Genomic DNA, 26,746 nt, shown 5'->3' on the forward strand with positions numbered 1-26,746 from the left:
CAAAAAAACTTAACCTTAAGTTACAAAACTTATATTTTAGTTGTAAAACTTAATTTTCAGTTTTATATTAGCCTTAAATAGAATTTATTACCGAATTGCCGTATCAGGGCTTTTTTAATTTATCCAACAGGAAATGACCGAATTTTTGTACTATTCCCTCAAATCAGCTATATGTCTGGTTTGCCTTTACCTACCCTATCAGTTTTACTTTAGGAAAACAACTTTTTTCCAGGGGAACAGAATTTATTTGCTTGGCGCCATTTTATTTTCCCTTGTTTTACCTATTCAAATCTTTCAGATACAAATAGGCTCTGATGCTGAAAAGCTACATAAGTTGGTCCACTCGATTGAAGATTTCCAACTGGAATCAGGCAAGAATTCTGAAAACAAAATCGTACCTCCTCAAAAGAATAAAGATCAACTAAATAAGATTGATGAAATTACCGAAATGCCATTTATTCAGGAAAGTGCCCCAGAAGAAAGACAAACAACTACTCTCTTCAAAAACAACTGGCTATCAATACTTTACTTTTCTGGATTTGGAATTTTTCTTATTTCATTGCTATTCAGATTATTGGGAATTTTCAGATTGATCAAAAAGAATGAAAAAGTAAATCAGAAGGGTTTTATTGAAGTAAAATTGAATGGCAATGAAAAACGGGTTTTCTCCTTTTTCAACTATGTATTCTTCAACCGAACATTATTTCCCACCGGAACTCAGGAAACCCTGATTAGACATGAACTGGTGCATATTCGGCAATGGCATAGTGTTGATTTATTGATTTTGGAAATTTTACAGGTCATCTTTTGGTTTAATCCCCTATTCCGCTTATTCAGAAAATCCCTGCAAAATGAACACGAGTATTTTGCTGATCAACAAAGCGTAATAAATCAAAGCAAAAGAAAATATACCCACACATTACTTGAATTAGCCAGTAAAAAAAGACCATTATTAGGGCAGGCATTTGCCTACATTCCGATCACCCAACGCATTCTCAAACTTTCACAAAAACCCTCTTTCTCCATGGAAAAATCAAAATACCTGGCTTCAATGCCAGTACTTGCTGTTTTATGCCTTTGTTTTTCTTGTTCGCTAAATGATTTGGACGATAATATTGATGTAGCTAATGGCGAAAATTTGCAAGTGAAATCAGTAAATGTCTCTATTGCTTTCAAACCATTTCAAGCATCCCATAACTTTGAAATTGGCACCATTTTATTTGAAGAAAGTGGAAAATTCAATGTGGAGGAGACATCCCTGAAAATATTCAACCCAATCATTGATAATAGTAAAACTCAAGATAAACAAATTGCCCCTCCAGTAACTAGATTTCTATCACTGATAAAAGGGAAGTGGTCACTTTTAAAACACAATAGAACCCTTGAAAATACCACAGGACTTTCCGGTGACTTTTATGCCAAAAGTATTCAGTGGCTGGTAAGTTATGAATGGTTGATAGATCAGGAAGTATTTTTATACTTAAATCAACCTGAGGTCTATGCTTTGGGAAAAAGGAAGGAACTTGTGGAAGAAAACGGGTTTGCCAACAGGCTTAATTATGTTCAGGCAAACGAAAATTATTTTAAAGTTGACAGGATTGAGGAAGGAGGGAAAAGTACGGTGGAAACAAAAATCATTTTAAACAAGCAAAAACAACCGGAAACCTGGACAAATACCAGATTCTTCCAATCGAACTCCACAATAAATACGGTTGAAAATCCCTCCACTACAAACCGAAAAATCAACAACTTTGAAATTGAATATAATGCTTATGGGCTTCCTTCTTCTATCACTCATATTCATACAGAAGAGTGGGAAGCAAATCTCGACTACGTAGCCCCGGTAACCCAATCGAAGACTTTGCTAAAAATGGATTATAATGCCAGTAATCAACTGGAAACACTGGAATACTTTGATAATAATGGAAGCTTACTCCAAAAGTATATGCTCAGTTATGATGACAAAGGATACTGCACTAAAAAATCTTATTTCGATAAAAATGGTGAGTTGGATTTTGCTCTTTTGTTTGACTACGAATTCATTCAAGCCATCGACTGACAGAAATTTTCACAAAAGGCATTCACCTGAAATCTAAAGCTCTCAAAGTAAAAATTTTATGTTTTCTCCAAGCAATTTGGGTTTCGTATACAAGAATCTCATATTTCTATTATTTTTGCGACTCATTATTAAAAACAGCACTTTTAAAATTGTAAAGTAGCGGTTTTTGGGAAATTAATAGTCCGTTGGACTTGAATTTAAATTCAAGAAAACTCCATAATAAATGGAGGCAAAAATAAAGCATAATGAAAATCTCAATAGATTGGTTAAAAACATATATTGAACTTACTGAATCGCCAGAAGAACTTGATAAATTACTGACCAGCAGTGGACTGGAAGTAGAAGGAGTTGAAGAATTTGAATCGGTGAAAGGCGGGTTGAAAGGGTTGGTAATTGGTGAAGTGATGGCTTGCGAAAAGCATCCCGGAGCCGATAAGTTAAGTATTACCAAGGTGGATATTGGTGGAGAAGAATTATCCCCTATTGTTTGCGGGGCGCCTAATGTAGCTGCAGGACAAAAAGTGGTGGTAGCCACAGTAGGAGCAACACTATATCCTGCAGGAAGTGATCCATTTGTCATAAAAAAAGCAAAAATAAGAGGGGAAGTTTCTTTGGGAATGATTTGCGCAGAGGACGAAATCGGGCTTGGAGAAAGTCATGATGGCATTATGGTTCTCGATACAGACTTGCCAAATGGAACGCCTGCTGCTGAATTCTTCCAGTTACAGTCGGACTATGTGCTGGAAATTGGGCTTACGCCAAACAGGGTGGATGGTGCTTCACACTATGGTGTGGCCAGAGATTTAAAAGTTCTACTTGATCGACCGCTTAAATCTGTAGGTAATGAAGCCTTGCCTGAAAGCAACAATGAACTTCCAATCGAAGTAGTGGTGGAAAATGAAGAAGCCTGCCCGAGATATGCGGGAGTAACCATCAATAATATTCAGGTAAAAGAATCTCCAGACTGGTTAAAAAACAGATTGAAAGCCATTGGTTTGGCACCTATCAATAATGTGGTAGATGCAACCAACTATATTTTACATGGTTTGGGGCAACCGCTTCATGCTTTTGATGCAGCAAAAATCAAAGGCAATAAGGTAATTGTAAAAACACTTCCGGAAGGCACCTCATTTACCACCTTGGATGAAGAGGAAAGGAAATTATCAGCCAATGACCTGATGATTTGCAATGCGGAAGAGCCCATGTGTATTGCCGGAGTTTTTGGAGGAGTGGAATCTGGGGTAACTGAAAGTACTACCAGTATCTTTTTGGAAAGTGCCTATTTCGATCCTGCTTACATCAGAAGAAGTTCTCAGTACCATACTTTAAAAACAGATGCTGCATTCCGGTTTGAAAGGGGTATTGATCCTAATGGAACCGTAAAGGCTTTGAAAGTAGCAGCCAACTTAATTATAGAACTGGCTGGTGGAAACATTTCTTCAGAAATTACTGATTTATATCCTAATCCCATCCAAAGCTTTGAAGTAGATATAAAATACAAAAATGTAGACAGGCTTATTGGAAAAGTATTAGACAGGGACTTAATACAGAAAATACTGACTGGTTTGGATATTGAAATTGTCTCCAAATCTGAGGTTGGATTAAAATTAGCAGTTCCTCCCTACAGGGTGGATGTGCAAAGAGAAGCCGATGTAATTGAAGAAATTCTAAGGATCTATGGCTATGATAATATTGAAGTTTCGGAAAATCTGAATGCTGATTATCTGGCGGAATTTCCACAGGTTGATCCTGATAAAATTAAAGGAGATATTTCCCAAATGCTTTCAGGAGCAGGATTTCAGGAAATGATGACCAACTCGCTTACAAAAGCAAGCTATGTAGAAGAATTGGTTAGCTATTCTTCAGAAAATGATGTAGTGATTTTAAATGCCCTGAGTGAAGATTTGGGTGTGATGCGTCAAACGCTTTTGTTTTCGGGACTGGAAGTTTTAGCCTATAACATCAACAGAAGACAGAAAGATCTAAAGTTGTATGAGTTTGGCAGATCTTATCACAAAAAAGAGGATAACTATACTGAAAATAGCTGGCTATCTATTTTCGTGACTGGAGCTGAAACTCAGGAAAGCTGGAGGGCTAAAACTAATCCTGTAAGTTTCCACTCGCTTTCAGCTATTGTGAATGCGCTTTTTGCCAAAATGAATTTCGATCAGCAATTAAGTACTGAGGTACTTGAAGAGGCCGGCTGGGATTATGGTTTGATTTACAAAATCAATCAAAAAGAAGTAGCCAAAGTTGGGAAAGTAAATGCAAAACTGGCTAAAAAATCAGGTATAGGTCAGGAAGTTTTTTATGCAGAAGTGGATTGGGATTATTTGCTTAAAAAATTCAATCCCAAAATTATTTACAGTGAAATCCCGAAATTTCCTGAAGTGAGAAGAGATTTATCTCTGGTAATGGACAAAAAACTCACTTTCAATGAGATCAAAAACTTTGCTTTAAGAGCAGAGCGAAATATCCTGAAAAGTATCAATGTGTTTGATATTTACGAAGGAGATAATTTGGGTGAAGGTAAAAAATCTTATTCGGTAAGTTTTATTTTACAAGATCCATCCAAAACACTTAATGACAAACAGATTGATAAAACCATGAACAAGTTAATCAATGGTTTTGAGAGAGAGTTTGGTATTTTGATTAGGAAATAAGCATAAAATTATAAATTTTTATCATCCTCGTTTGTAGGGTAGAATATTAAAAATTTAAAAAAGTTGCGAAAGCAAATTTTTGGGAGTTTTCGCAACTTTTTTAATTTTATTAATGACCTTTCACCCAAAATTTCAATACTAAATTATAAGCAAAGCATNATGAATTAGCTTTTGTCTATTTTTCCAGTCGATGAAAAATAGACGAAAAAATCTTGCCTTCAAAAAGGTCTTCCGAGCAAGTAAGGAAGGTATTTGCAATATTTTCCCACTTGGGACTTGAAAAAAATCTCCCGTATCTAGTAGTCTTTCCCACACTAATTTTGAAGGCGGTCTTGCTTATATACAGCATTATCATAAAATGAGTTTTTAGTAATTGATTAGCCAAAAATGTTTCATCCTTTATTGAAGTAGTTTAGTGTGGAAACCATACGTTTGATTAATTTTCAATATTCGAGGCTAGAAACGAGGATGAACGGAGAAAAGCGTTTTTAATGCTTTTTCATGACAAGCCATATAAAAATCCTGAGGGCTAGCCTTCAGGATTTTTTTTATGTTCTTCCGGATTTTGCTCTATTATTTCCCTCACTGTTTCCACTATTTCATCTATGGAAAGATTATCGGGAAACACAATGGGCGCTTTAAATTTCACTTCCAGTTTTACCCCCCTTTTTTTGTAAAAAAGTCCTTTTTTATCAAATGCCCGTCTGAATCCGTTAATCACCACCGGCACCACAATAGGGTTGAGTTGTTTGATCAAATGAGCCGTTCCTTTTCTTATTGGTGCATAAGGGCTTGTGGTTCCCTGTGGAAAACTGACTACCCAACCTTGTTTGAGAGCCATTTTTATTTTATCGAAAGCATTTTCATCCACATTTCGATTTACATTTTGCCCCTTCGCTCTCCACGATCTTTTTATGGTTACGGCTCCTGCATAGCTCAGAATCCGGGGAATCATTCCACCATCCTTCATCGTTTCTTCGGCAGCTACATAAAAATTATTAACTCTGGGCATGAGCAGATAAAGGGGAAAATTGATGGTGTTTTTAAAATGCCATTTTACACTACAAAAAATATGGTAGAAGGCAATGACATCGGCAAAATAAGTCTGGTGATTTGATAGAAAAATGACATTGGTATTTGGGAGATTTTCAATATGCTCTGTTCCCTCAATTTTCATAGAATTGGTCAGGGCAAACCTTGGGTAGGTCACTGCCCCCACCACACCAATCAAAAATCTTTTTAGAATAATATAATTACCAAAGGGATCTTTTTTTAGTAATGGGATGGTTGGTAATTTCTTTTTTCTCATTAGTACTCCTACTTATTTTTCGAGAATCATTCGCCAAAATAAATACTTTTGTGGTGCACAGCAGCTCCTGAAAATGATTTTTTCGTTTCCAGAGCTTTAAATTATCATTAATTTTTTTCTGGTGAGCACACCCGGACTCCCCTTTTTATCTCAAACGGTTATTTCTAAAATATTTCCATCTGGATCAACGATGCTGCTTTCGTAGAAACCATCTCCGGTAGTTCTTGGTCCATCCAGTTTTTTAAATCCGTCATTCACCATTTTTTCTGTCAGTTCATCCACTTTTTCCTTACTTCCTACAGAAAATGCCATATGAGTAAAACCCGAATAAAATTTTTCAGCATCTTTATCCTGTTCGTTCATTCCTACTCTTCTCATTAATTCCAAACTCGCTCCTTCTTTAAAGGTAATGAAATAGGACTCAAATCCTTTTTTAGTGTTCACATATTTTTCATTGGACCTTCCCTGGAAATATTTTTCATAGAAAGCTTTTAATTCTTCCAGTTGACTGGTCCAAATGGCCACATGGTTTATTGTCATTATATTTTGGTTATAGTATTAAATAAATAGACAGCTAAAATAGGATAAATTTCTAAGTAAGTACCAGTCCTTTTTTAATATCCACCAGGTTTGACAAATTAAAAGGTTATTATTTCTGTCCAACTACTTACTAACCTGCACTTTTAATTTCTTAATTTTGGGTTTTAGAAAAATATTCAGATAAAATATGATGCAGATTGATATCATCACCTGTCTTCCAAAATTATTAGAAAGTCCGTTTAATCAGTCTATTTTACATCGGGCAAAAACCAAAGAGTTGGTAAATGTAGATATTCACGATTTAAGGGATTATAGTATCAATAAACACAAACAGGTAGATGATTATGCCTATGGTGTAGGTGCTGGTATGGTATTAATGATCGAGCCAATAGCCAAATGTATTGAACAACTTCAGGCGAAAAGAACTTATGATGAAATTATTTATATGACTCCGGATGGAGAAACTTTTAACCAGCCCATGGCTAACCAGCTATCTTTAAAAAAGAATTTAATCATTATTTGCGGACATTATAAAGGCATTGATGAGAGAGTTCGAGAGCATATAGTAACAAAAGAAATTAGTATTGGTGATTTTGTACTTTCTGGTGGAGAATTGGCTGCTGCAGTTGTTTCAGATGCCATTATCCGATTATTACCCGGGGTCCTTTCCGATGAAACTTCGGCTCTTACCGATTCTTTTCAAGATGGTTTACTTGCCCCTCCGGTTTACACAAGGCCAGCGCAATACAATGATTGGAATGTGCCTGATATCCTGCTTTCCGGTAATGAAGCTAAAATTCAGGAATGGCGATTAAATAAATCGCTTGAAAGAACAAAAACCAGGCGCCCGGATATGTACGAGAAGTTCAAAAAAGATCAGATGGGTGAATAATTTCAGGTGGATCAAACCTGATTTTTATCATGGGATGATTTATACCTCACATTTAGTTTTGAGAAAAAATTGAAATTTTTTAAAACTGAATTATGGCACATCCAACAATACCAGATCACCTCCAACCCAGATTTGATGGAAAAAATGAAACTGAAAGAGGAAGACTTTTCAACAATAAATTATTAGAAAAACTCACCAGAACCTCTTTAGAAGTACCGGTGATTATGCACACAATTATTGCCACTACAGTCCTTTATCTGGGTTACAGCAAAATCGGACTCACAACATTACAATTAACAGGCCTATTTGCAGCAGGCGTTCTGATGTGGACTTTCACAGAATATTGGGTGCACCGGGGAGTATATCATTGTCAGACCAACTGGAATTGGCTAAAAAACGTTCAGCACATGGGTCATGGCATTCACCATCAATATCCAAGAGATGCCAAAAGGCTGGCTATGCCTCCTCTTCCGGCTATCATTTTAGTTTCCCTTATTTTCGGAATATTCTGGTTGATAATGGGAAATTATGCATTTGGCTTTTTCCCAGGCTTTCTCATTGGGTACATGTTGTATATTACTCTGCATTATGCCCAACACAGGTATAAAGCACCTAAATTTAAGCCTTTACAGACACTTTGGAAATTTCACGCTTTGCACCATTACAAATATCCGGACAAAGCTTTTGGAGTATCTACCCGACTTTGGGATTATATTTTTAGGACAATTCCCGAATAAATCAGAAATTTTCTGGTTTCAACTAAATACAATTTGCCTGAGTAAGGATTGTTGTTTTTATTTTAGAACTTTACAAAAAATAACTCACTAAATACTTTTTAACTGAAAAGTTGAAAGTATTCCATTTTGCCTAAATATTTTAATTACTAACATTTTATAAAAAATAAATGATCATAATCGCCTTTTTTATCTGGCATTGGTATGCCTCACTTTTTTGTCAGACTTTCTTTTTACATCGGTACGCTGCACATAAATCCTTTACCATGTCCAAAACCTGGGAAAAAGTATTTTATGTAATCACATGGATTTGTCAGGGTTCTTCTTATCTCAGTCCTTATGGCTATGGTGTGATGCACAGGCTTCACCATGCCTATCCAGACACCGAAAAAGACCCACATTCACCAAAATATTCGGATAATTTATTTTCCATGATGTGGGATACCAAAACCATTTATTCAGCAATTAAAAAAGACCAGTATCCGGTAGAAGAACAATACAAAAAAGGAGTTCCAAACTGGAAAGCCTTTGATAAATTCGCTTCTTCATGGTTCTCAAAAATAGGATGGGGAGTTTTCTATACTTTATTTTATATCCAATTTGCCACACATTGGTGGATGTTTTTGTTACTTCCCATTCACTATATTATGGGTCCTGTACATGGAGCGGTAATCAACTGGTTTGCCCATAAGTTTGGCTATGTCAACTTCAAAGTGAGTGACACTTCTAAAAATATACTGCCTTTTGATTTTCTTATGTTTGGTGAGGGTTATCACAATAACCACCACAAATACGGAGGCAGGGCTAACTTTGGGGTTAAATGGTTTGAAATTGATCCAGCCTATATTATTATTAAAATTTTAAATGGCTTTGGCATTATTAAAATTAAAAAAGCACAATCATGATAAATTTCGAATTAATTGAGGCTAATAAAGAAGCATTGAGGGAACAGTTTTTAAATGCAAAACCTTTTCCTCATCTGGGAATAAAAGATTTTTGCTATCAGGAAAAAATAGAGCAGCTCTTTGCCAAAATTCCGGAAATAGAAACCAAAAGTGCTGATTATATTTTTGCCAAAAACAAATTCGAAAAATCGAAATTCAGGGAAATGGGTGAGGAATTCGAGGAATTATATCAGGATTTAGTTTCTGAAAGATTCCAGAAATTGCTTTCCTATATCACCAATGAAGATGTATTTGTAGATCAGAAGTTTTACGGAGGGGGAATTCATCAGGGCAAAACAGGAAGCTTTCTGGATATGCATGCAGATTTCAATTATCACCCACTTGAGCCAAATTGGTTCAGAAACCTCAACCTGCTTTTGTATTTAAATAAAGATTGGAAGAAGGAATACGGTGGTGAACTGAAATTAGAAGACAAAAGGACTGGTGAAAAAACGGAAGTAGATGTTCCTTTTAACCAGATGACAATCATGCTGTGCAGAGGCTATACTCTTCATGGCTACGATCCTATCAATTTTCCGGAAGGCACTTTTAGAACTTCAATAGCGGCCTATGCCTATACCCTAGAAGAGGAAAGAAAAGAAGCTGCCAGAACCACTGAATGGCACATTGAAAAGGAAAAAGGGGGAACATTAAAATACCTGGTTTCCAAAATATGGGTACCGGCAGTTAAACTAAAAAGTAAGTTTTCAAAAAGTAAAACGGCTAAAAATTAACAAGCCGTTTGCTGAAAGTTTTGATAAACAAGTGAGTGGAAATTCATGATAATATTCGTTTTTCCACTCACTTATTTTTTTTATTATTGTACTCTCCCTTACCAAACGACTTCCATTTTTTCTTAATTCTAACACTTGCTATCATCCAAAGTATGTTATATAAAAATCTCCTCCTCTTTTCAATTTTTCTTTTTTCAGCACTTCAACTCAAAACCTCCAATAGTCAAACTCCGATAACTGAATCCAAAACTACTGTCAGTGACCTGAAGGTTTTCCTTGATGATTTGCAGAAAGACCCGGAGATGAAAGGTTCTCTCCTTTCATTTTATCTCACCTCTTCTACCACAAATGAACCACTAATGGATTATAATGCTGATTTGGGAATGGCAACTGCTTCCACCATGAAGGCCATTACCACAGCCACTGGTTATGAAGTGCTTGGTGCAGATTTTAAATTTGAAACCAATCTTGAATATGACGGGGTACTTACTGAGGATGGAACATTGAATGGAAATGTCTACATCCGGGGCGGAGGAGATCCCACTTTGGGTTCGGATAATATGCCCTCCTTAATGGACTTTTTTGCAAATAGAATTATTGAAAAAGGCATCCGTAAAATTAATGGGGCGGTAATTGGCGATGCCAGCATTTTTGAAACACAAATGACCCCTGATTCCTGGACCTGGGATGACATGGGTAATTATTATGGAGCCGGGGCTTCCGGCCTGTGCATTAATGAAAATCAGTACAGGTTATTTTTTAAAACAGGAGCAAATGAGGGAGATCCAACCACTATTATGGGAATGGAGCCAAAAATTCCCGGACTCAATTTTAAAAATGAGATAATTACAGGTAAAAAAGGCTCGGGGGATAACGCTTACATTTATGGTGGTGAATATTCCTATGAAAGAAACATTAGAGGGACCTTGCCTCCCAATTACAGTGATTTTATGATTAAAGGTTCTATTCCGGATCCTGCACTTTTCTGTGCAGATAGGTTAAAATTTGCCCTGGAAGCCAAAAATATTTCAGTTTCTCATGCTGCCACCACCTGCCGAATATCCGGTAAAACTGATAAAACCAGAATCAATATTTACACCCACCATTCGGCTCCCTACAACGAAATCATAAAAGAAACCAATTTTGAGAGTGTAAACCTTTTTGCAGAAGCCATTTTTAAAATGATTGGCTACAAATTAAAAGGAGAAGGAAGCAATGCCAAAGCAGAAGAAGCTATAAAGGAATACTGGGAAGCTAAAGGAATAGACATGACGGGAGTTTTTCTGGAAGACGGCAGTGGCCTGTCCAGGTTTAATTTGATCTCTGCCAGGCAGATGGCAGAAATTCTAAAACTAACCTATCAAAATGATGAAGCCAAGTACTATTATTACTCACTTCCTTTAGTAGGAAAATACGGTACAGTAAAATATATGGGAAAAGGAACTGCTGCAGATGGCAGAATCAGGTCCAAAAGTGGTTATATCCGAAGAGTTAGAGGTTATACAGGGTATGTCAATACTTTATCAGGAAAAAAGCTTATTTTCAGTGTTTTAATCAATAATTACTCAAAATCTTACAGAGATCTCACCAGAGATTTTGAAAAGTTAATGGATATGATGGCAAGGCTTTAAAACTTATTAAGAAAATTTTTCAAACAATTGCTTTAGTATACCTACCACTTCAATTGCATTTACCCAATACGATAAAATTTTTCACTATTTTAATTCCCCAAAACCTACATATTAATTCATCTGGCAGAAATTAAAAGGCATCCTAATTGATATTTCTCTAGCTTTACAATTGCCAAATAGCAAACTAAAACTAACAAGATGAAAAGGTTCATAACCGAATTTAAATTTAGTCTCAAGAGAGGCTATAATTTAATTTTGTTGCCCAGTTTCATCCCTAAACAAATGATACACAGATGAAAAAAATTATTTATACGGCTTTAACAATATTAATATCCAGCTCATTATCAGCACAAACTTCTCCAAACCTTCAGGCATCCAATCAGAGAATATCCGGAGAAGGTTTTTCCATCCACAGTTATTTAGATGAAAATTCAAATTTCTTAATTACCGCTTCTGAAACTTCCAGCAAAACTTTCACAATGGAGACAAAGGAAGAGGCTGGATTTTTAGTGGTAAAAATTCAGGAATGCAAATCCAACCTACAAATTTTACTTACCACTTCAAAGGGTGAAATTGTTTTAAAAAGAAATTTTAGTGAGCCTGAGTTTGCCTTTCATCACGATTTAAATACAGAAGCTTCTGAAATTTTCTTTATGCAGATTTTAGATGAAAAAGGAATAGAATTAAGCAGACTTCATATAGAAAAGGTAAGAAACCTGCATAAAAGTAAAAGCCAGGAATTCTTTTCTATTGACTAATGGAAAGAAGTATACCTCAAAAACAAAAAAGCTCTTCAAATCAACTGAAGAGCTTTTTTGTTTTCGTTAAGATTATTGTATTATTTCAAAACTTCCACTAAACCTCCCTTTTTTATGGATGAAGGCGTCTCCTCTCTTTCCTCAATTTCCTTAACTAATTGTGGAGATTTATTATTCAGCATATTTTGAATGACCCTGTGCATCCAAATAAGGCAAATTCCTGCTAAAAACAACATAAGGAGCCAGCAACTGGACCAGAGACCAGTGCCTTGTAACAAATATCCAAATATGATGGGACAGAAAAATCCACCCAGTCCTCCTAATACACCAACCATTCCACCCACTACACCCACTTCCTCTGGGAAATAATCGGGTATATGTTTATACACAGCAGCTTTTCCTATTCCCCAAATACAGCCTATTATAATAGCGAAAATGGAAAATATCCAAACATTAGCCTGAAAGTAAATATGGGTTTTTCCTTCTGCAATAAGCTGTTTTTTTGTTACTATATCACCTTCTTTCACAATTGAAGACTGCCAAACCTCCTTAATCGGGAAAATATGAAATTCATCGTCTGCATTTTCCATTGTGCCCTCTTTCTGTGTAAGTTCATATTTCTGATTATCTACCTTTATATAATCAGCAGTAATTTCAGTGACCATTCCAGCTTTTTTGGCAATAATACCTTTTCCTGCTGTATAAATATCCATTTTGGGAATGATAAGCGCAGTACTTACCACCACCGAAGTTCCTAATACCCAGTACATCACAGTTCTAGCTCCATATTTATCGGAAAGCCATCCTCCTAAAGCCCTGATCACTCCGGATGGTAAACTAAAACAAGAGGCCAGAATTCCTGCAGTGACTAAATCCATAGCATAAACATTGGTGTAATAAGGCACTAACCACCCTGCAAAAGCTACGAAGCAACCAAATACTAAAAAATAGTATAGCCCAAAACGCCAGACTCTTATATTTTTAAGCGGTTGCAACATACCTCCTATCGTTTTTGTGCTGCTAACAGGTTTTTTATTTTCAGTAAGGAAGTAGAAAAGTACCGCAAAAACGACCAAAACCCATGCATAAATTTGAGGCATTATCCTCCATCCTTCTAAAACTGTTTTACCATCAGTAAGGTAATCTAATAACTTAGGACCTACCATTGTAGTGATGGCCGCCCCCGCATTACCAGCTCCAAAAATTCCAAGGGCTGTGCCCTGTTTATTCTTTGGATACCAGATGGATGTGAAAGCAATCCCTACAGCAAAACTGGACCCTGTCATTCCAAAACCAAGTGAACAAAGGGCAAAACCCCAGAAATCATTGGCATAAGAAAGCAAAAACATTGGAAGTGCACTTAGTAACAGTAAGCAACTGAAAACAGGCCTCCCTCCGAATTTATCAGTTAGAATTCCTGCTGGTAATCTGAATATTGCACCTGTTAATACTGGAATTCCTATTAACCAGCCAATTTGAACAGCACTCCAAGTAAATACCTGATTATCTACAAGAAAGGTAACCAGGGTACCATTTAACATCCATGCTGCAAAACAGAGTGTAAAGGCAAAAGTATTGAGGATTAGTGTTTTGTTAGCACTTCGTAAATTATACGTATTCATTTTATTTTTAAGTAAAAATACGTACAAATATAAAATTAAAACGTAGATAATCTACGTAAAAAGAATAACTTTTTTAAAACATATAAGGAACTACCTAAAATTTAGACTTTAATTTTAAGTAATTTATAAGAATGGAGAAATGGTGAAATATTCCTGAAATTAGATTTGTTGTTTATTTTATGGCTTTTGTCATCCTGTCTTTTCCCTGCATATCCTGAAACACTTCAACATCTTTGAAACCGTTTTCAAGTAATAATTTTTTAGTCTCTGGACCAAATGCTTCATTTATTTCAAAATACAATTTCCCCCCGGACATAAGTTTTTCAGAGGCTAATTTTGTGATTCTTTCATAAAACAATAATGGTTGGTTATCAGGTACAAATAATGCCTTTTCAGGTTCGTGCTCAAGTACATTTTTCTCCATTTCCACTTTTTCCAATTGCCGTACATAAGGTGGGTTGCTCACAATCACATCAGGTTTAGGAAAAACTTTTAAAATTTCATCTTTAAGGATATCTCCATGTATGGTGGAAATTTTAACCATATTCAAATCGGCATTTGTTTGAGCTGTTTGAAGGGTGTCCTCATCAATATCTAAGGCATAAACATCAGACTGAGGCAGGTTTTTCGCTAGTGAGATAGCAATACAACCGGATCCCGTCCCAATATCCATTATTTTCAGGTTTTGTTTATGCTTATTTTCCCGAATAATCAAACTCACCAACTCTTCAGTTTCCGGGCGGGGAATTAGTACAGTGGGATTTACCTTAAATGTCAAATCAAAAAATTCGGTTTCCCCCAAAATATATTGTACAGGTTCATTAGCCCTTAATCTGTCCAGAATATGGCCTAACGCATGAACTTTATCCATATTGACAGGGTAATCGGCCAAAACTCTTGTTCGGTCTAATCCAAATTCCTTTTCTATGATAAAGAAAGCAATACTTTGTACCTCTCCTTGCTCAAAAATTTCTTCCAGGGCTTTAGAAAGCGCATTAAATAATGCCTTAGAATTGGAAATTTCGTCAAAAGATATTTTTCCCATGTTTTACAAAATTAACCTTGTTTGCATTTGTTTTCCATTGTGAGACTTGAAAGCTTAATAGAAAGGTGGTAATTTCTCTGCTATAAAGATAGAGATGTTTAATTGAAGGAATTTACTGAAAAACCACCATCTGCGGCAATACATTGTCCGGTGATAAACCCTGCCACATCCATACATAAAAAAGTGACCAGTGCAGCAATTTCTTTGGGTTCTCCTATTCTTCCTAAGGGAGTTCGCTCTAATACAGCATCCAGATAGCCCCGCTTTTTGAAAGCTGTTTGTGCCAAAGGAGTATTGATATACCATGGAGCAACCGCATTTACCCGAATGTTATCTTTTGCCCATTCCACTGCCAGGTTTTTGGAAAACTGGTTAATCGCAGCTTTGGTCATACCATAAATACTTCCGGTTTTAATGTGATTAATTCCAGCTACAGAGGAAATATTCACCACACTAGCTCCACCACTACTTTTCAACAAGGAGTGGCATTCTTTGGTCAATCTAAAACAAGAAGCAAGGTTGGTTTGCATTAAAAAATCATACTCCTCCTCTGAATAATCTAAGGTAGCTTTTCGGATATTTGTCCCTACATTGTTTACCAATATTTCCAATGATTGCCAATGTGAGGGAAGGGCTTTAATGATTTTCTCAGGAGCATCCTTCTGACTTACATCAATGGATATTCCATATAAATTGTTATGTTTTTTGATGAGTGATTCCAGATCTGTAAGAGTTCGGGAAACCATAAAAACCTCAGCACCTTTTTCTAAGAACATTTGGCAAATAGCCAAACCAATTCCCTTGGTTCCGCCTGTCACCAAAGCTTTCTTCCCTTTCAAATCCCAGTTATCATTCATCATTTCTTTATTCAGTAAAGAACAAATTTATATCTCAGGTTCTTCCATCTCAACAGAGCTTAACCCAAGATCATCCAAAACTATTAATCCTATCTCGCTTTTGTCAAATACCAACCTGATTTTCTTTAAAATTCTGATATCAAATTCGGGATTCAATCTCCTTATTCTGTTGATAGGCAGGTGAAAAGTTTGTAAAACCGGAATCTCCCTTTCTTTCAAATTAATACCCAAAAGGCTTTCAATTTTTAATTTGGGAACTATAAAGGACGGATAAAGATACCCCAACTGTCTCAATGTAAATCGGGTTTTTATACCAATACTGTCCTCAAGTTCAATCGTGAAGTTTAAAGGACTATTATCCTGAGATTCTTTTCCTGCTCTCAATGCGGTGGGTTTCAATTGAGCCAAACTCATTGAAATTGCTGAGTTTCCATTAAGATGGGCATTTGCAAGGATATTTTTGGGTACTTCAATTTGGTAATAGGCAAGGGAATCCTCCACTACGCTTTTTCCCAAATGCAGCCATGAACTGTTATTCCATCCCAGATATACCACATGGTTATCAACTTTTTTATGTTTTGAAACATGCACCTTGGTTTCCTTCCAGAGTTTAATGTTTTCGGCAATAATTTTTCCATCTGGAATCGTGGTTGAAGTTAGGTCCTGATCCTCTTCAAAATCAATCAATTTAAAAAAATCGGATTTAATAAACTTCTTAAAATAAGCGGTTTCTGGTAGCCATTTTAAACCAACTTTCTGATCATAAAAATAGGGCAAATATTTCCCATCCTTCAGCAGGGTGGCACCTAAAAAAGTAGTAACAAACAACTCGCTTACCCGAAGCTGTTCATCACTGCTTAAAAGCCCGTTTTTATTTAAAATCCATTTTTCAGGTGGTAATGAAGTAGCATAATCCCAGTTTTTATTGAACTGATCTCCATTGGCTCCATGAATTTGGATGATGGATTTTAAATAATCTAAAGTATCCAGGCTGGAAATTTTATGAAATTGCTCAATCCCGGAAAAACTTAAATCATTGTTGTCAAATGATCCCAGACAAGTCAGGTAATTGACATTCTTCAAATGGGCGATTTCATAAGATTCATGGTAAACAGGAGCCAGGGAAATAAGCGATTTGATATTGAAATTAAAGTCAAACTTAAGATCAGCATTTTCCGGGAAATAAGGTAATTTATTGAACTCAAAAGCCTTAACAATGGCATGTGCACCCTCTCTATGCCCAATTAAGGCTATATTTTCCAAATCCACCTTTTGAAAAAATACATTACCGGGAATATTATTCCATTTCCTAAATACCTTTAAGTGCTGCAGAATAAACCAGGATTTTGTTTTCAGTGCAACTCCTCTGTAATTTCCTCTCCAGGTATCATTTAAAAAATTGAGATCAATGGCTACTACAATATAACCCTTTGTTGCCAACAGTTCTCCTAGATATGAAAAACCCGATTCGGAAGCTTTCTCCATCTGGTTATTGCCATGTACAATTACCACCAATGGTGCCGCAGTTGAAAGGCCTTCAGGCATCCATACCATGCCATTTACCGGCATCTTTTTCACATCCAGATTCCATTGCCAGTCAATTATTTTTCTTCTAAGCCGGCTCCATTGAGGGTAAACCAAAGAAGCGTCCACAGCATCTGTTACTAACTTCAGGTTATCCAGGCCATACTGTGGACGATCATCATTGAGATCACTTCCATAGTAAAATCCATTAACTTTATATAATCCTTTTTCTAATGGGTTTTGTAAATCAAAATTTGTAGAAATTGGTTTCAGAGGCTCAACAGGCTGTTGTGCAAAAAAGGAAATACTATCCTGAGTTAAGAAATAAATACAAAAAATATTAAACAGAAAGGTAAAAAAAAGGTTAAATACCAATAAAAATTTTTGTAATCCTTTTACCAGCTTGTGACGCCCCGTTAACACCACCCAAATACAACCTGCAAAAAGAGACTGAACCCAGGCAAAAAATGCCAGAAACGGAAAAAACCAAAAATATTTTTGGTGAAAACCTAAAAGACTTAAAGCTAAAATAGTTCCTATACTACCACCCAGGGCAATGATAAAAAATTGAGGGAATGTATTGGAAAGACGTAAAAGTATATAGGAAACAATAGAGAATGATACCAGACAAATAATTCCAAATAAAATCCCAGAGGCAGATTCAATGAAATTTCCCAATCCGGTATTGAGATAGGATATTCCTAAAGCTGAAATCACTAAAGTGCAAATAATAATAACAATGGAAGCAATTCCCCAGGAGTCCCGGTCAAAAAGGATTTTCCTATTGTTATTATGAAACCTATCAAATTTTTGAGCCATATATAATATGCACCTCCTCTAGCTTAATAATTAATTTTCTGCTTTTCAAAAAACTATAATTTATAATTCAACAAATTACAATTACAGTATTTTAAAACTTTATTGTTTTCTATTTTGGAAGGAATGTAAAGGTGAATTATTGTGATAAGAATAATTATTCTTAATATTATCCGGTTAAATTTCATTTTTTATTGAAGTTCTTAAAGAAAATCATTTTTGCAGTTGTTTCCAATTTCTTTAAAACTTATAAATATTGAATGGTTTAATCCAGCTCAGTTATTAATTCTAAAAAAAATCCTACTTTTAATAAATATAGGACAATTATTGCTTTTTTTGTAACTTATACCGGTATAGAAAATCAAGTAATACGAAATATATTATTTATTCTTTTATTCCTATACCAATTATTGCTGCTTTAACACACCAATTAAATCCGAATTAAATTTGAGACCTAAAGACAATTATTGCCGCATAAATCCAGGCAATAATCAGGGCACTTCCTCCCAGAGGGGTAATCATTCCGAAGGTAGTAATATTTGTTATTGACAAAATATATAAGGACCCGGAAAAGATAACAGTTCCTACAATCATTAAAATGGCGGGAACTTCAAAACTCGAATTTTTGATAATAATACTTAAGATTCCTATTAGAATTAACCCAAGTGAATGATAAAAATGGTATTTTGCACCAGTTTCAAAAGTATTTATTCTGTTGTTTTTTTCCAGTAAACCAGATAAGGCATGAGAGCCAAAAGCGCCAATTAGTACAGCCAGGAAGCTAAGGAAAATACCACTTAATAGAATTGATTTTGAGTTCATTTAAGGACTATTTTTGAAATTACTATTTTTTAATCAGCTCAAAAGTAAAAATTATCTAGAAAACCAAAGAGGCTAAACTCATTTATCCAATGAAACTAACTAATCTATTTTTTGTATTTACTGCTCTTATGCTATATGCATTAAGTGGTAGTGCCCAATCAGCTATTGTTGTTTATAATAATCCAAATACAGGTAAAGGCGATTATATGTTCAGGTTTGGAATGCCTAGCAAAGAGGAAGCAGAAAACCAGGCTAAAGATCAAATTATAAGCCTTGGTTATGAGAAAGATTTTGTAGAAGTATATGCCTCCACCAATACCAAAGGATTCGGAATGATTTTAAGAAGCCGTTATAAAAGTGCTAATGGGTTAACCATTACCGCATATGGAGCCTCAGTAGGCTGTAGTTCAATTGAAGAGGCTGAGGAAAAAGCCTTAGAAAATTTAAAAGAGAAAAATCAAAATTGGGATGCAAACTATTATGATATAATCCAAAGTTTTTTTGATGAACCTGATGAATAGGCTTTAGAAATCCTCCCTTTTTCTCTTTTTTCTTACAAGCCCGGGCCTAAAAAATTTCCCAACTGTAAACTTTTATCCCTAGATTTATATTCTATTTATGAAAAGTTCTTTTTTTTGATGAACTTTTTAATAAAAATAGATGTAGATAAACTTACGCTTTTGTCTACATAATATTAATTAGATTTTTTTGACTTAATATGATATTCAGGGCTTTAAAGTATTTACTTTCCATTTCGGTTTTTTTATCAATAGCTTTTGCATTTACGCCAATTGACCGGCACTTCGAAATCGCCAAAAACCTTGAGATTTTTGCCTCACTTTACAGGGAAGTAAACGATTATTATGTGGAGGAAATAAGTCCCACCGACCTTGCTAATGCCGCCATCCATTCTATGTTGGCCTCACTGGATCCCTATACCAATTATATTCCCGAAGATCAGATAGAGGATTACAGAACCATGACTACCGGAGAATATGGAGGAATTGGAGCCGAGATCAAAAGAAAAAATGGGAAAGTGATTATTTCCATGCCCCTTGAAGGATATGCCGCTGACAAAGCAGGCCTTCAAATTGGTGATGAAATTATCGCCATTAATGGATTAGATATAAGTGAAAGACCTTTGTCCAACATTGAAAATATGCTGAGGGGGCAGGCGGATACCAAGGTAAAATTGACAATAAAAAGATTTAATTTAGATAATGAACTTCATTTTGAGCTACTACATGAAAAGGTGCGGCAAAAAAATGTGCCTTACTTTGGGATGATCAACGAGGATATTGGTTTTATTAAGCTAACAGATTTCACCCAAAAAGCCGGACTCGAGGTACAAAAAGCACTTGAGAATTTGATGGACCAGGGAGCTAAGAAGGTTATTTTGGATCTAAGAGGTAATCCTGGTGGATTATTAAATGAGGCGGTGAACATCACAAATGTATTTTTGCCAAAAGGGCTTGATATTGTGAGCATGCGGGGTAAAACTGACGATTGGAGCAAAAACTACAAATCCCTTAATGAACCTACAAGTACTGATATTCCAATGGCCGTCCTCATAGATAATAATAGTGCCTCCGCTTCAGAAATTGTATCCGGGGTAATTCAGGATTACGACAGAGGTGTAATTGTGGGGCAACGTTCCTTTGGGAAAGGGCTTGTGCAAACCACTACCGGTATTTCCTATAATTCACAACTGAAAGTAACAGTAGCCAAATATTTTATTCCAAGTGGAAGATGCATACAGGAAATTGATTATTCCCAAAGAAATGCTTTAGGATTGTCGGACCACAAAAAAGGAGTAAGAAGAAATGAATTTAAAACGAAGGCAGGAAGGGAAGTCTATGATGGGGCGGGAATTGATCCTGATGTGCTTACCCCAACTGAAATTGACGCACCCATTACTAAAAGTCTCAAGAAAAGGGATTTAATATTCCAATACGCCTCTATTTTCAGAAATAATCATGATACTATTCCCGGACCGAAAGATTTTAAGCTGTCCGATGCTCAGTACGATGAATTTATTGAATGGTTAAGTGACAAAGAATATGGCTACAATACCAGAGTAGAGAATTCCCTTGAAAGACTGACGGAAAGTGCCAAAAAAGAAAAGTATTTTGACGATATAAAATCACAGATCAGTTCACTCGAAGAAAAAATATCAACCAATAAAGCTGATGATCTGCAAAAATTTAAAAAGGAAATAAAAGCTGCATTAGAGCATGAAATAGCCATTCGTTTTTACCTTCAGACAGGAGAAATTGAATCGTCTTTTTATACTAATCCGGATATAATTTCTGCTATGGATATTTTAAATGACCAGGAAAAGTATGCTGCAATTTTGAGAGGATCGGAGTAGGATAAATCCCCTGGATTTCCATTTTCAAAAAACTTAAAATGAAGACCAATAAATAAAAATATTGGTGACAATCTAAAGGCTTCTTTGGACAAAAAATTACATATAAATACAAATTCATACATGGAATTACAGCCAATTTGGCCGAATTTCCTAAATGTGTAGCCCTAAAAATTGTAAATTAACAAGTATTAACTTACATTGGTGAAAATTTTTATCACCATAATACTATAAGAAGGACTGGGGAATGGCGTTAGGCTTGGACAACATTTAACAATAAGTAAATCCACTTAGGACCAATGACTAACTTTAACAATTGAAATACCATGAATCCGGTCAACAAAAACTAAACTATTTAGAAAAGAATTATGAAACGCTTTAAATGGATAATTTTTAACCTATTCATCTTATCATGTATTGGTTTTTCATCTTATAGATATTCATCCACAAAAAAAGTAAAGGTACAAGAGTTTATCACACAGTATAATTGGGGAATTAAGAATACCATTTGGAATGGGGTTGAGTCAGAAATAAATAACTCACAATTTCTCTTAAAACTCCATAACAATTTTACTTTCGAACAAACAGATATTTTAGGTAATATTTTCGAGGGCAATTGGAAATTTTACAAAAATAAGGACGAAAAAGATGTAATCATTTTAGATGAAGGAACACATCTTGAAGAAACTTATAAAATAATTAGTTACAATTTGAACAAGAAAGAATTAAGGTTGGAGAAAATAAACTCAAAAACTGGTAGCATTAATTTAGGATATGCACTTAAAGCTACAAATTGAGATTAATGAATACAGTCATTCAAATTATTAATTTTTTATCCTTATTTTTTGATAAATAAAGTTTGAAAAACTTCTCCAGGAGGCCCATAATTAAAAATTATGGGCTTTTTTTATGTTCATATCAAAACGAACAGGTATTTCTTCACTTAAACCTATTAACCAAAAACAAGAAGAAAGTGTCTTTCTAAAAAAGCACCTTCAAAAAGAAATTGAAGATAAATTTCAATGCTGGAAAAATAATTTCATCAGAACATCAATATATTAATGATGGTCAACCATCCTGATTAACCCTGGGATTAACCTCTTGGAAAATAGTCAGATGTCAGTGAAGTTATTTTGGTATTTTTTTTAACCAGAACAATTAATCCACATGAAATTCACAAAACCTACTGCTTTTTTTTCATTATTTGTTATTTCCGCTTTGGCATGGTCTCCCTTGCTTTTTGGACAGAATAATGAGATTGTTGAATCAAAAATTAATGCTATCGTTCAGGAATGGGATAGTAATGACTCTCCAGGAGGAATTATTGGAGTAATCAAAAATGGTGAAATGATTCATTCCAAATCATTTGGAATGGCTAACCTGGAATATGATATTCCCATTAGTTCCAATACTGTTTTCAGAATAGCTTCCCTGTCAAAACAATTTACCGCTGCCTGCATCCTCATTCTGGAAGAAAGAGGAAAATTGTCTTTAAATGATCCCATAACGCTTTACTTTCCTGATCTCCCTGAATATGCCAATGAAATTACAATCAGACATTTAATTCACCATACCAGTGGTATCCGGGATTTCTTCAAACTTGCAGAATTATCAGGGCTTCAGGTTAGTGACAACTTCTCTGATGAAGAAGTAATGGCCCTAATTGCCCGTCAAAATACCCTTAATTTTAAACCAGGAGAAGAAGAACTCTATAATAATTCTGGTTATTTTTTACTGGCTCAATTAGTGAAAATTACTTCGGGTAAGTCTATTCGGGAATTTGCCGAGAAAAATATTTTTCAGACCCTTCAAATGGGAAATACCCATTTTCATGATGATTATAAAATGATTGTGAAAAACAGGGCCTCAGGATATTCTTCAATTCCCAATGGAGGCTTTGAAATTAATATGTCTAATCTGAGTATAATTGGGGATGGAGGCCTTTTTACTACTCTGAACGATCTTGGCAAGTGGCAGAATAATTTTTTCAACAATAAGCTACCTGTAAAAGATTTTCAAAAAAGAATGTTTACCAGAGGTAAGCTTAATGATGGCACCATGCTCAATTACGCTTTTGGGTTAGAACATGATAATTATAATGGTTTACAAACTGTTAGTCATGGTGGTGCATTTGTCGGGTTTAGATCAGAAATTCTGATGTTTCCGGAGGAAAAAACCTCTATTATTTGCCTTACCAATTTAAGCGATATCAAACCTCACCTGATTACAAGAAAAGTGGCGGATGTTTTTCTAAAGGATAAGTATCCGACCTTAGGTAGTTCAACTTCTAAAAAAAATTACCCAGAAAACAAAAAGTCAATCGATCTGAACGAGAAAATTTTCAGCAAATACGAAGGAAAATATGAGCTTTCCAATGGTATTGTAGTCGATATTTCCGCCCAAAACGACCAATTTTTTGCCAATATCATAGGACAAACCAAATTTGAAATATTTGCCGAATCTCCTAATAAGTTTTTTGTAAAGGATACTGACCTCCAATTTTCTTTTTTACAGGGAAATAGTTCAGAATTGAATATAATTCTGGTTCATTTGTATGGTAAAATAATCTTTGGCCGAAAATTAAGGGTAGAAAATCAGCTTTCTGATGAAGTTCTGCATGAATATTCGGGAACTTATTATAATGAAGAATTGAACATTGCCTACCGACTTTTAATTGAAAACTCAAAGCTTTTCGTGCAGGTGGGAAATAAACCAAAGCAGGCAATTGGATTAATTAGCAAAGATAAAGCTGTTTTGGAGGACAGTATGGCAGAATTTCAAAGAAATAAGTTTGGACAAATCCAGGCCTTTCAACTCGAATCCGGCAGGGTGAAAAATTTAATGTTTGTGAAAAACGATTAAAGATTTCCGTTTATACATTTTATTAAAAGGCATTAAACTAAACGCATAGGGATCCCTTTTTTTCTCTTCCTCCGAAATCCTGAACATAAGCACTTTGGACTGCATCATTAGGTTCTTCAGAAGGCCAGGTTATTCCTTTTGGCAAATCAGGAATTGGAGAATCACTGGGAAAATATCCCCACTCCGATCCATGCTCTCCATCCTCCGTTTCCAATAAGTAGCAAATAAATTTTATAACAATAGAAAGGGCAACAATACAGATTACATAATATAAAATCACCATTATGCAGAATTAATATTAGAGTTTGGCAAACATATTCGAGGCTTTTTCATAAGTTGAAAAAACCAATTGACAGTTAAAAATAAGGTTGTACAAAAATGACTCTTATTTTAATATAAACCAAACTTAATGTTAAATTAATGTTAACAACTTTAATTCTCTAACGAGGTGTATACTTTTTAACAAAATAAGAAAAAAAGGATAAAATGAAGACAAAAAAACAGGGGATACCAATCCATAAATATTCGCTGATTAGTACTTTGATGCCAGTTTCGGTAAAAAAGGCTTTAACACCAATAGGAGAAACCTGAATAACCCTAAAAGGGAAAAAATATCTGCTATTGTCAAATGGAGCAAAAAACGCAACACCCAGCCCTCCGGTGGTAAAAGCATCTAGTACCCCATGGGATGCCATACAAATGAAGAAATAAAAAATTAATGTAATGCCCGCCTTACTCCTGAAATCAACCTTTTTATAAAAAATTCTTTGGATTAAAATTGCCATAATCAGGGCGAATACCAAAGAATGAGAAAAACCTCTGTGGCCCAAAAAATCTGAATAAGCAATTCCAAATTGAAACCCTAAGACATCTGCATCTGGAAACATGGCACATAAAACGCCTAAAATGTAGAACTTTGGCCTTCTGTAGATTTTTGGCATTACTTTACCTACTGCAGCAGCCACCAGTCCATGAGCAAAAATTGAAGCCATTTTATTGAGAAATTTTAAAATAAAGATAAAAAAAAGCCCGGTTTTACCGGGCTTTAACTATAAAAACAGATTGTTGATTAGATGCTAAGAATATTTACCATCCTGATCAATTCATGATTCAATGGCTTTTTCTTGTTAATACTGTCATGAAAGGAACAGTAATTTACTTTATCATTAATGATCCCTGCCATTACATTATGCTTGCCTTCTAAAAGTCCTTCAACTGCAGCCAACCCAAGCCTGCTTCCTAAAATTCTGTCTATAGCCGAAGGTGCTCCACCCCTTTGTACGTGACCAAGGGTTGTCATCCTGATATCCATATTTGGCAACATCTCTTTTGCTTTTACTGAAAGGTAATGCGCATCTCCCAATTCCTCTCCTTCGGCCACAACTACTATGGAAGAAAACTTAGAGCGGTCTCTTCCTGTACTTAGAGTCTGTATAACTCTTTCAATACTATCAGGGTTTTCAGGAACCATTACCAGTTCAGCACCTCCACCAATACCTGTCTGCACTGCAATATAACCTGAATCTCTTCCCATCACTTCCACAAAGAAAACCCGGTCGTGAGAATCTGCAGTATCCCTGATTTTATCGATTGCGTCAAGGGCTGTATTTACCGCTGTATCGAATCCAATCGTATAATCAGTGCCATACAGGTCATTATCAATCGTTCCCGGAACTCCAACAGTAGGTACTCCAAACTCCTTCAAAAAAATCTCTGCCCCCGTGAAAGTTCCATTCCCTCCTATGGCCACTATTCCTTCAATACCATTTTCTTTCAGGTTTTTATAGGCTTTTTCTCTTCCTCTTTTGGTTCGGAACTCCTCCGACCTGGCAGATTTTAAAATTGTTCCCCCTTTCTGTATTATATTGCTAACATCATGAGATTTTAATGGACGAATATCTCCATCTATCATGCCTTTGTATCCTCTTATAATACCACAAACTTCAACATGATTATAGATAGCTCCCCTCACTACAGCCCTAATGGCTGCATTCATTCCCGGTGCATCACCTCCTGATGTTAATACTGCTATTTTTTTCAAAATGTTAACCTTTAAATTTCCTAAAATTTCAAATCAAAATAAATTCATTCCAGTTTAAAATGAAAGCGATTAATTTGATTATATCCTTTTTTTGGTGCTAATCCTTTATTGGTCTCGGTATATATAAGAACTTGTAACTAGTCTTTATTAATTGATTATGCCTTCTTAAGTAATTCTTTAATTTTAAAGGCGTAACCCCATATTTAAATTAAAATATGTTTTCAGATGTTGTTTTGGTATTTTGTTTAAAAAAGCTCTAAACTTATTAAAACATTTGAGTAAGTAATGGTAAAATTATTTCAACCAATTTTGCCTTCATTAATATTGATCTTCTGAATCTCAACATTATTTTGTCCGGTTACTTTTTGGCAAATGGGGTAATTTTGCCATTTGCCGCAAATGTATAGAATAAATTAATAAGTATAAATTGAAGTGGTTTATAAATACAGCAATTCCCTTAAAAAATTCATAAAACCAGCTTTCTGGATAATTTTAATATCTAGTGCTTCGGTCCATATTTATACC

Annotated in this window: 22 protein-coding genes; 12 read left to right on the plus strand and 10 right to left on the minus strand. The window is 35.2% G+C overall.

Features of this window, described 5'->3' with window-relative positions; translation table 11 throughout:
• Positions 1–133: 133 nt before the first annotated feature.
• A complete protein-coding gene (locus A3EM_RS0117130) occupies positions 134–2,059 on the plus strand; it encodes a M56 family metallopeptidase (RefSeq protein WP_020529461.1) in 1,926 nt (641 codons plus the stop codon).
• 245 nt (positions 2,060–2,304) lie between these two features.
• The gene (gene pheT / locus A3EM_RS0117135; RefSeq protein ID WP_020529462.1) at positions 2,305–4,722 is read left to right on the plus strand and encodes a phenylalanine--tRNA ligase subunit beta; all 2,418 of its coding nucleotides are present in this window, start codon (positions 2,305–2,307) and stop codon (positions 4,720–4,722) included.
• Between the two features lie 529 nt (positions 4,723–5,251).
• Here the strand turns inward: pheT and A3EM_RS0117145 are convergent.
• Both A3EM_RS0117145 and A3EM_RS0117150 read right to left on the minus strand, forming a co-directional pair.
• Positions 5,252–6,031, minus strand: coding sequence for a lysophospholipid acyltransferase family protein (locus A3EM_RS0117145; RefSeq protein ID WP_020529463.1), 780 nt, complete (start codon positions 6,029–6,031; stop codon positions 5,252–5,254).
• A 150-nt stretch (positions 6,032–6,181) separates the two neighbouring features.
• Positions 6,182–6,571 carry a VOC family protein gene (locus A3EM_RS0117150; RefSeq protein WP_020529464.1) on the minus strand — a complete coding sequence of 130 codons (390 nt, stop codon included), beginning with the start codon at positions 6,569–6,571 and terminating at the stop codon, positions 6,182–6,184.
• A gap of 190 nt (positions 6,572–6,761) precedes the next feature.
• Here A3EM_RS0117150 and trmD point away from each other — a divergent pair, with 190 nt between their 5' ends.
• The 6 genes from trmD (at position 6,762) to A3EM_RS0117180 (ending at position 12,264) form a co-directional block, all read left to right on the plus strand.
• Entirely contained in the window at positions 6,762–7,463 is a 702-nt protein-coding gene (gene trmD, locus A3EM_RS0117155) for a tRNA (guanosine(37)-N1)-methyltransferase TrmD (RefSeq protein ID WP_020529465.1), read from the plus strand.
• 92 nt (positions 7,464–7,555) lie between these two features.
• Complete coding sequence (locus A3EM_RS0117160; RefSeq protein WP_020529466.1) at positions 7,556–8,200, plus strand: sterol desaturase family protein; 645 nt, start codon at positions 7,556–7,558, stop codon at positions 8,198–8,200.
• Between the two features lie 167 nt (positions 8,201–8,367).
• Positions 8,368–9,102, plus strand: coding sequence for an acyl-CoA desaturase (locus A3EM_RS0117165; RefSeq protein WP_026210366.1), 735 nt, complete (start codon positions 8,368–8,370; stop codon positions 9,100–9,102).
• Positions 9,099–9,875, plus strand: a complete 777-nt coding sequence (locus A3EM_RS0117170) for a 2OG-Fe(II) oxygenase (protein ID WP_020529468.1) — start codon at positions 9,099–9,101, stop codon at positions 9,873–9,875. Before A3EM_RS0117165 ends, A3EM_RS0117170 begins: the two co-directional genes overlap by 4 nt.
• Positions 9,876–10,027: 152 nt before the next feature.
• Positions 10,028–11,506 (plus strand): D-alanyl-D-alanine carboxypeptidase/D-alanyl-D-alanine endopeptidase, encoded by a 1,479-nt coding sequence (gene dacB, locus A3EM_RS42720; RefSeq protein ID WP_020529469.1) that lies wholly within the window; start codon positions 10,028–10,030, stop codon positions 11,504–11,506.
• A gap of 293 nt (positions 11,507–11,799) precedes the next feature.
• Positions 11,800–12,264 carry a hypothetical protein gene (locus tag A3EM_RS0117180; protein ID WP_020529470.1) on the plus strand — a complete coding sequence of 155 codons (465 nt, stop codon included), beginning with the start codon at positions 11,800–11,802 and terminating at the stop codon, positions 12,262–12,264.
• A gap of 80 nt (positions 12,265–12,344) precedes the next feature.
• Here the strand turns inward: A3EM_RS0117180 and A3EM_RS0117185 are convergent, their stop codons facing one another.
• From A3EM_RS0117185 to A3EM_RS0117205, 5 genes are all read right to left on the minus strand, one after another.
• Positions 12,345–13,886 (minus strand): MFS transporter, encoded by a 1,542-nt coding sequence (locus A3EM_RS0117185; RefSeq protein WP_044238669.1) that lies wholly within the window; start codon positions 13,884–13,886, stop codon positions 12,345–12,347.
• A 172-nt stretch (positions 13,887–14,058) separates the two neighbouring features.
• Positions 14,059–14,931 (minus strand): peptide chain release factor N(5)-glutamine methyltransferase, encoded by an 873-nt coding sequence (gene prmC / locus A3EM_RS42725; RefSeq protein WP_020529472.1) that lies wholly within the window; start codon positions 14,929–14,931, stop codon positions 14,059–14,061.
• A 98-nt stretch (positions 14,932–15,029) separates the two neighbouring features.
• A complete protein-coding gene (locus tag A3EM_RS0117195; RefSeq protein ID WP_342663060.1) occupies positions 15,030–15,791 on the minus strand; it encodes an SDR family oxidoreductase in 762 nt (253 codons plus the stop codon).
• Between the two features lie 24 nt (positions 15,792–15,815).
• The gene (locus A3EM_RS0117200; RefSeq protein WP_020529474.1) at positions 15,816–18,131 is read right to left on the minus strand and encodes an alpha/beta hydrolase; all 2,316 of its coding nucleotides are present in this window, start codon (positions 18,129–18,131) and stop codon (positions 15,816–15,818) included.
• 438 nt (positions 18,132–18,569) lie between these two features.
• The gene (locus tag A3EM_RS0117205; protein ID WP_020529475.1) at positions 18,570–18,950 is read right to left on the minus strand and encodes a DUF423 domain-containing protein; all 381 of its coding nucleotides are present in this window, start codon (positions 18,948–18,950) and stop codon (positions 18,570–18,572) included.
• An 89-nt stretch (positions 18,951–19,039) separates the two neighbouring features.
• On the opposite strand from A3EM_RS0117205, the gene A3EM_RS0117210 reads away from it, so the two are divergent.
• From A3EM_RS0117210 to A3EM_RS0117230, 4 genes are all read left to right on the plus strand, one after another.
• On the plus strand, positions 19,040–19,471 hold the full coding sequence (locus A3EM_RS0117210) for a hypothetical protein (protein WP_157637932.1): 432 nt from the start codon (positions 19,040–19,042) through the stop codon (positions 19,469–19,471).
• Between the two features lie 197 nt (positions 19,472–19,668).
• Positions 19,669–21,321 carry a S41 family peptidase gene (locus A3EM_RS0117215; protein WP_020529477.1) on the plus strand — a complete coding sequence of 551 codons (1,653 nt, stop codon included), beginning with the start codon at positions 19,669–19,671 and terminating at the stop codon, positions 21,319–21,321.
• Between the two features lie 365 nt (positions 21,322–21,686).
• Entirely contained in the window at positions 21,687–22,115 is a 429-nt protein-coding gene (locus A3EM_RS0117220) for a hypothetical protein (protein ID WP_020529478.1), read from the plus strand.
• A gap of 370 nt (positions 22,116–22,485) precedes the next feature.
• Positions 22,486–24,180: a serine hydrolase gene (locus A3EM_RS0117230; RefSeq protein ID WP_020529480.1), complete on the plus strand. Its 1,695-nt coding sequence runs from the start codon at positions 22,486–22,488 to the stop codon at positions 24,178–24,180.
• A 37-nt stretch (positions 24,181–24,217) separates the two neighbouring features.
• On the opposite strand, the gene A3EM_RS0117235 is transcribed toward A3EM_RS0117230, so the two are convergent.
• From A3EM_RS0117235 to pfkA, 3 genes are all read right to left on the minus strand, one after another.
• Positions 24,218–24,463, minus strand: a complete 246-nt coding sequence (locus A3EM_RS0117235; RefSeq protein ID WP_020529481.1) for a hypothetical protein — start codon at positions 24,461–24,463, stop codon at positions 24,218–24,220.
• Positions 24,464–24,620: 157 nt separating this feature from the next.
• Positions 24,621–25,172: a metal-dependent hydrolase gene (locus A3EM_RS0117240; RefSeq protein WP_020529482.1), complete on the minus strand. Its 552-nt coding sequence runs from the start codon at positions 25,170–25,172 to the stop codon at positions 24,621–24,623.
• A 77-nt stretch (positions 25,173–25,249) separates the two neighbouring features.
• Positions 25,250–26,221 (minus strand): 6-phosphofructokinase, encoded by a 972-nt coding sequence (pfkA, locus tag A3EM_RS0117245; RefSeq protein ID WP_020529483.1) that lies wholly within the window; start codon positions 26,219–26,221, stop codon positions 25,250–25,252.
• Between the last annotated feature and the right edge of the window lie 525 nt (positions 26,222–26,746).

Source organism: Flexithrix dorotheae DSM 6795 (genome assembly GCF_000379765.1).
Classification (GTDB): Bacteria; Bacteroidota; Bacteroidia; order Cytophagales; family Flammeovirgaceae; genus Flexithrix; species Flexithrix dorotheae.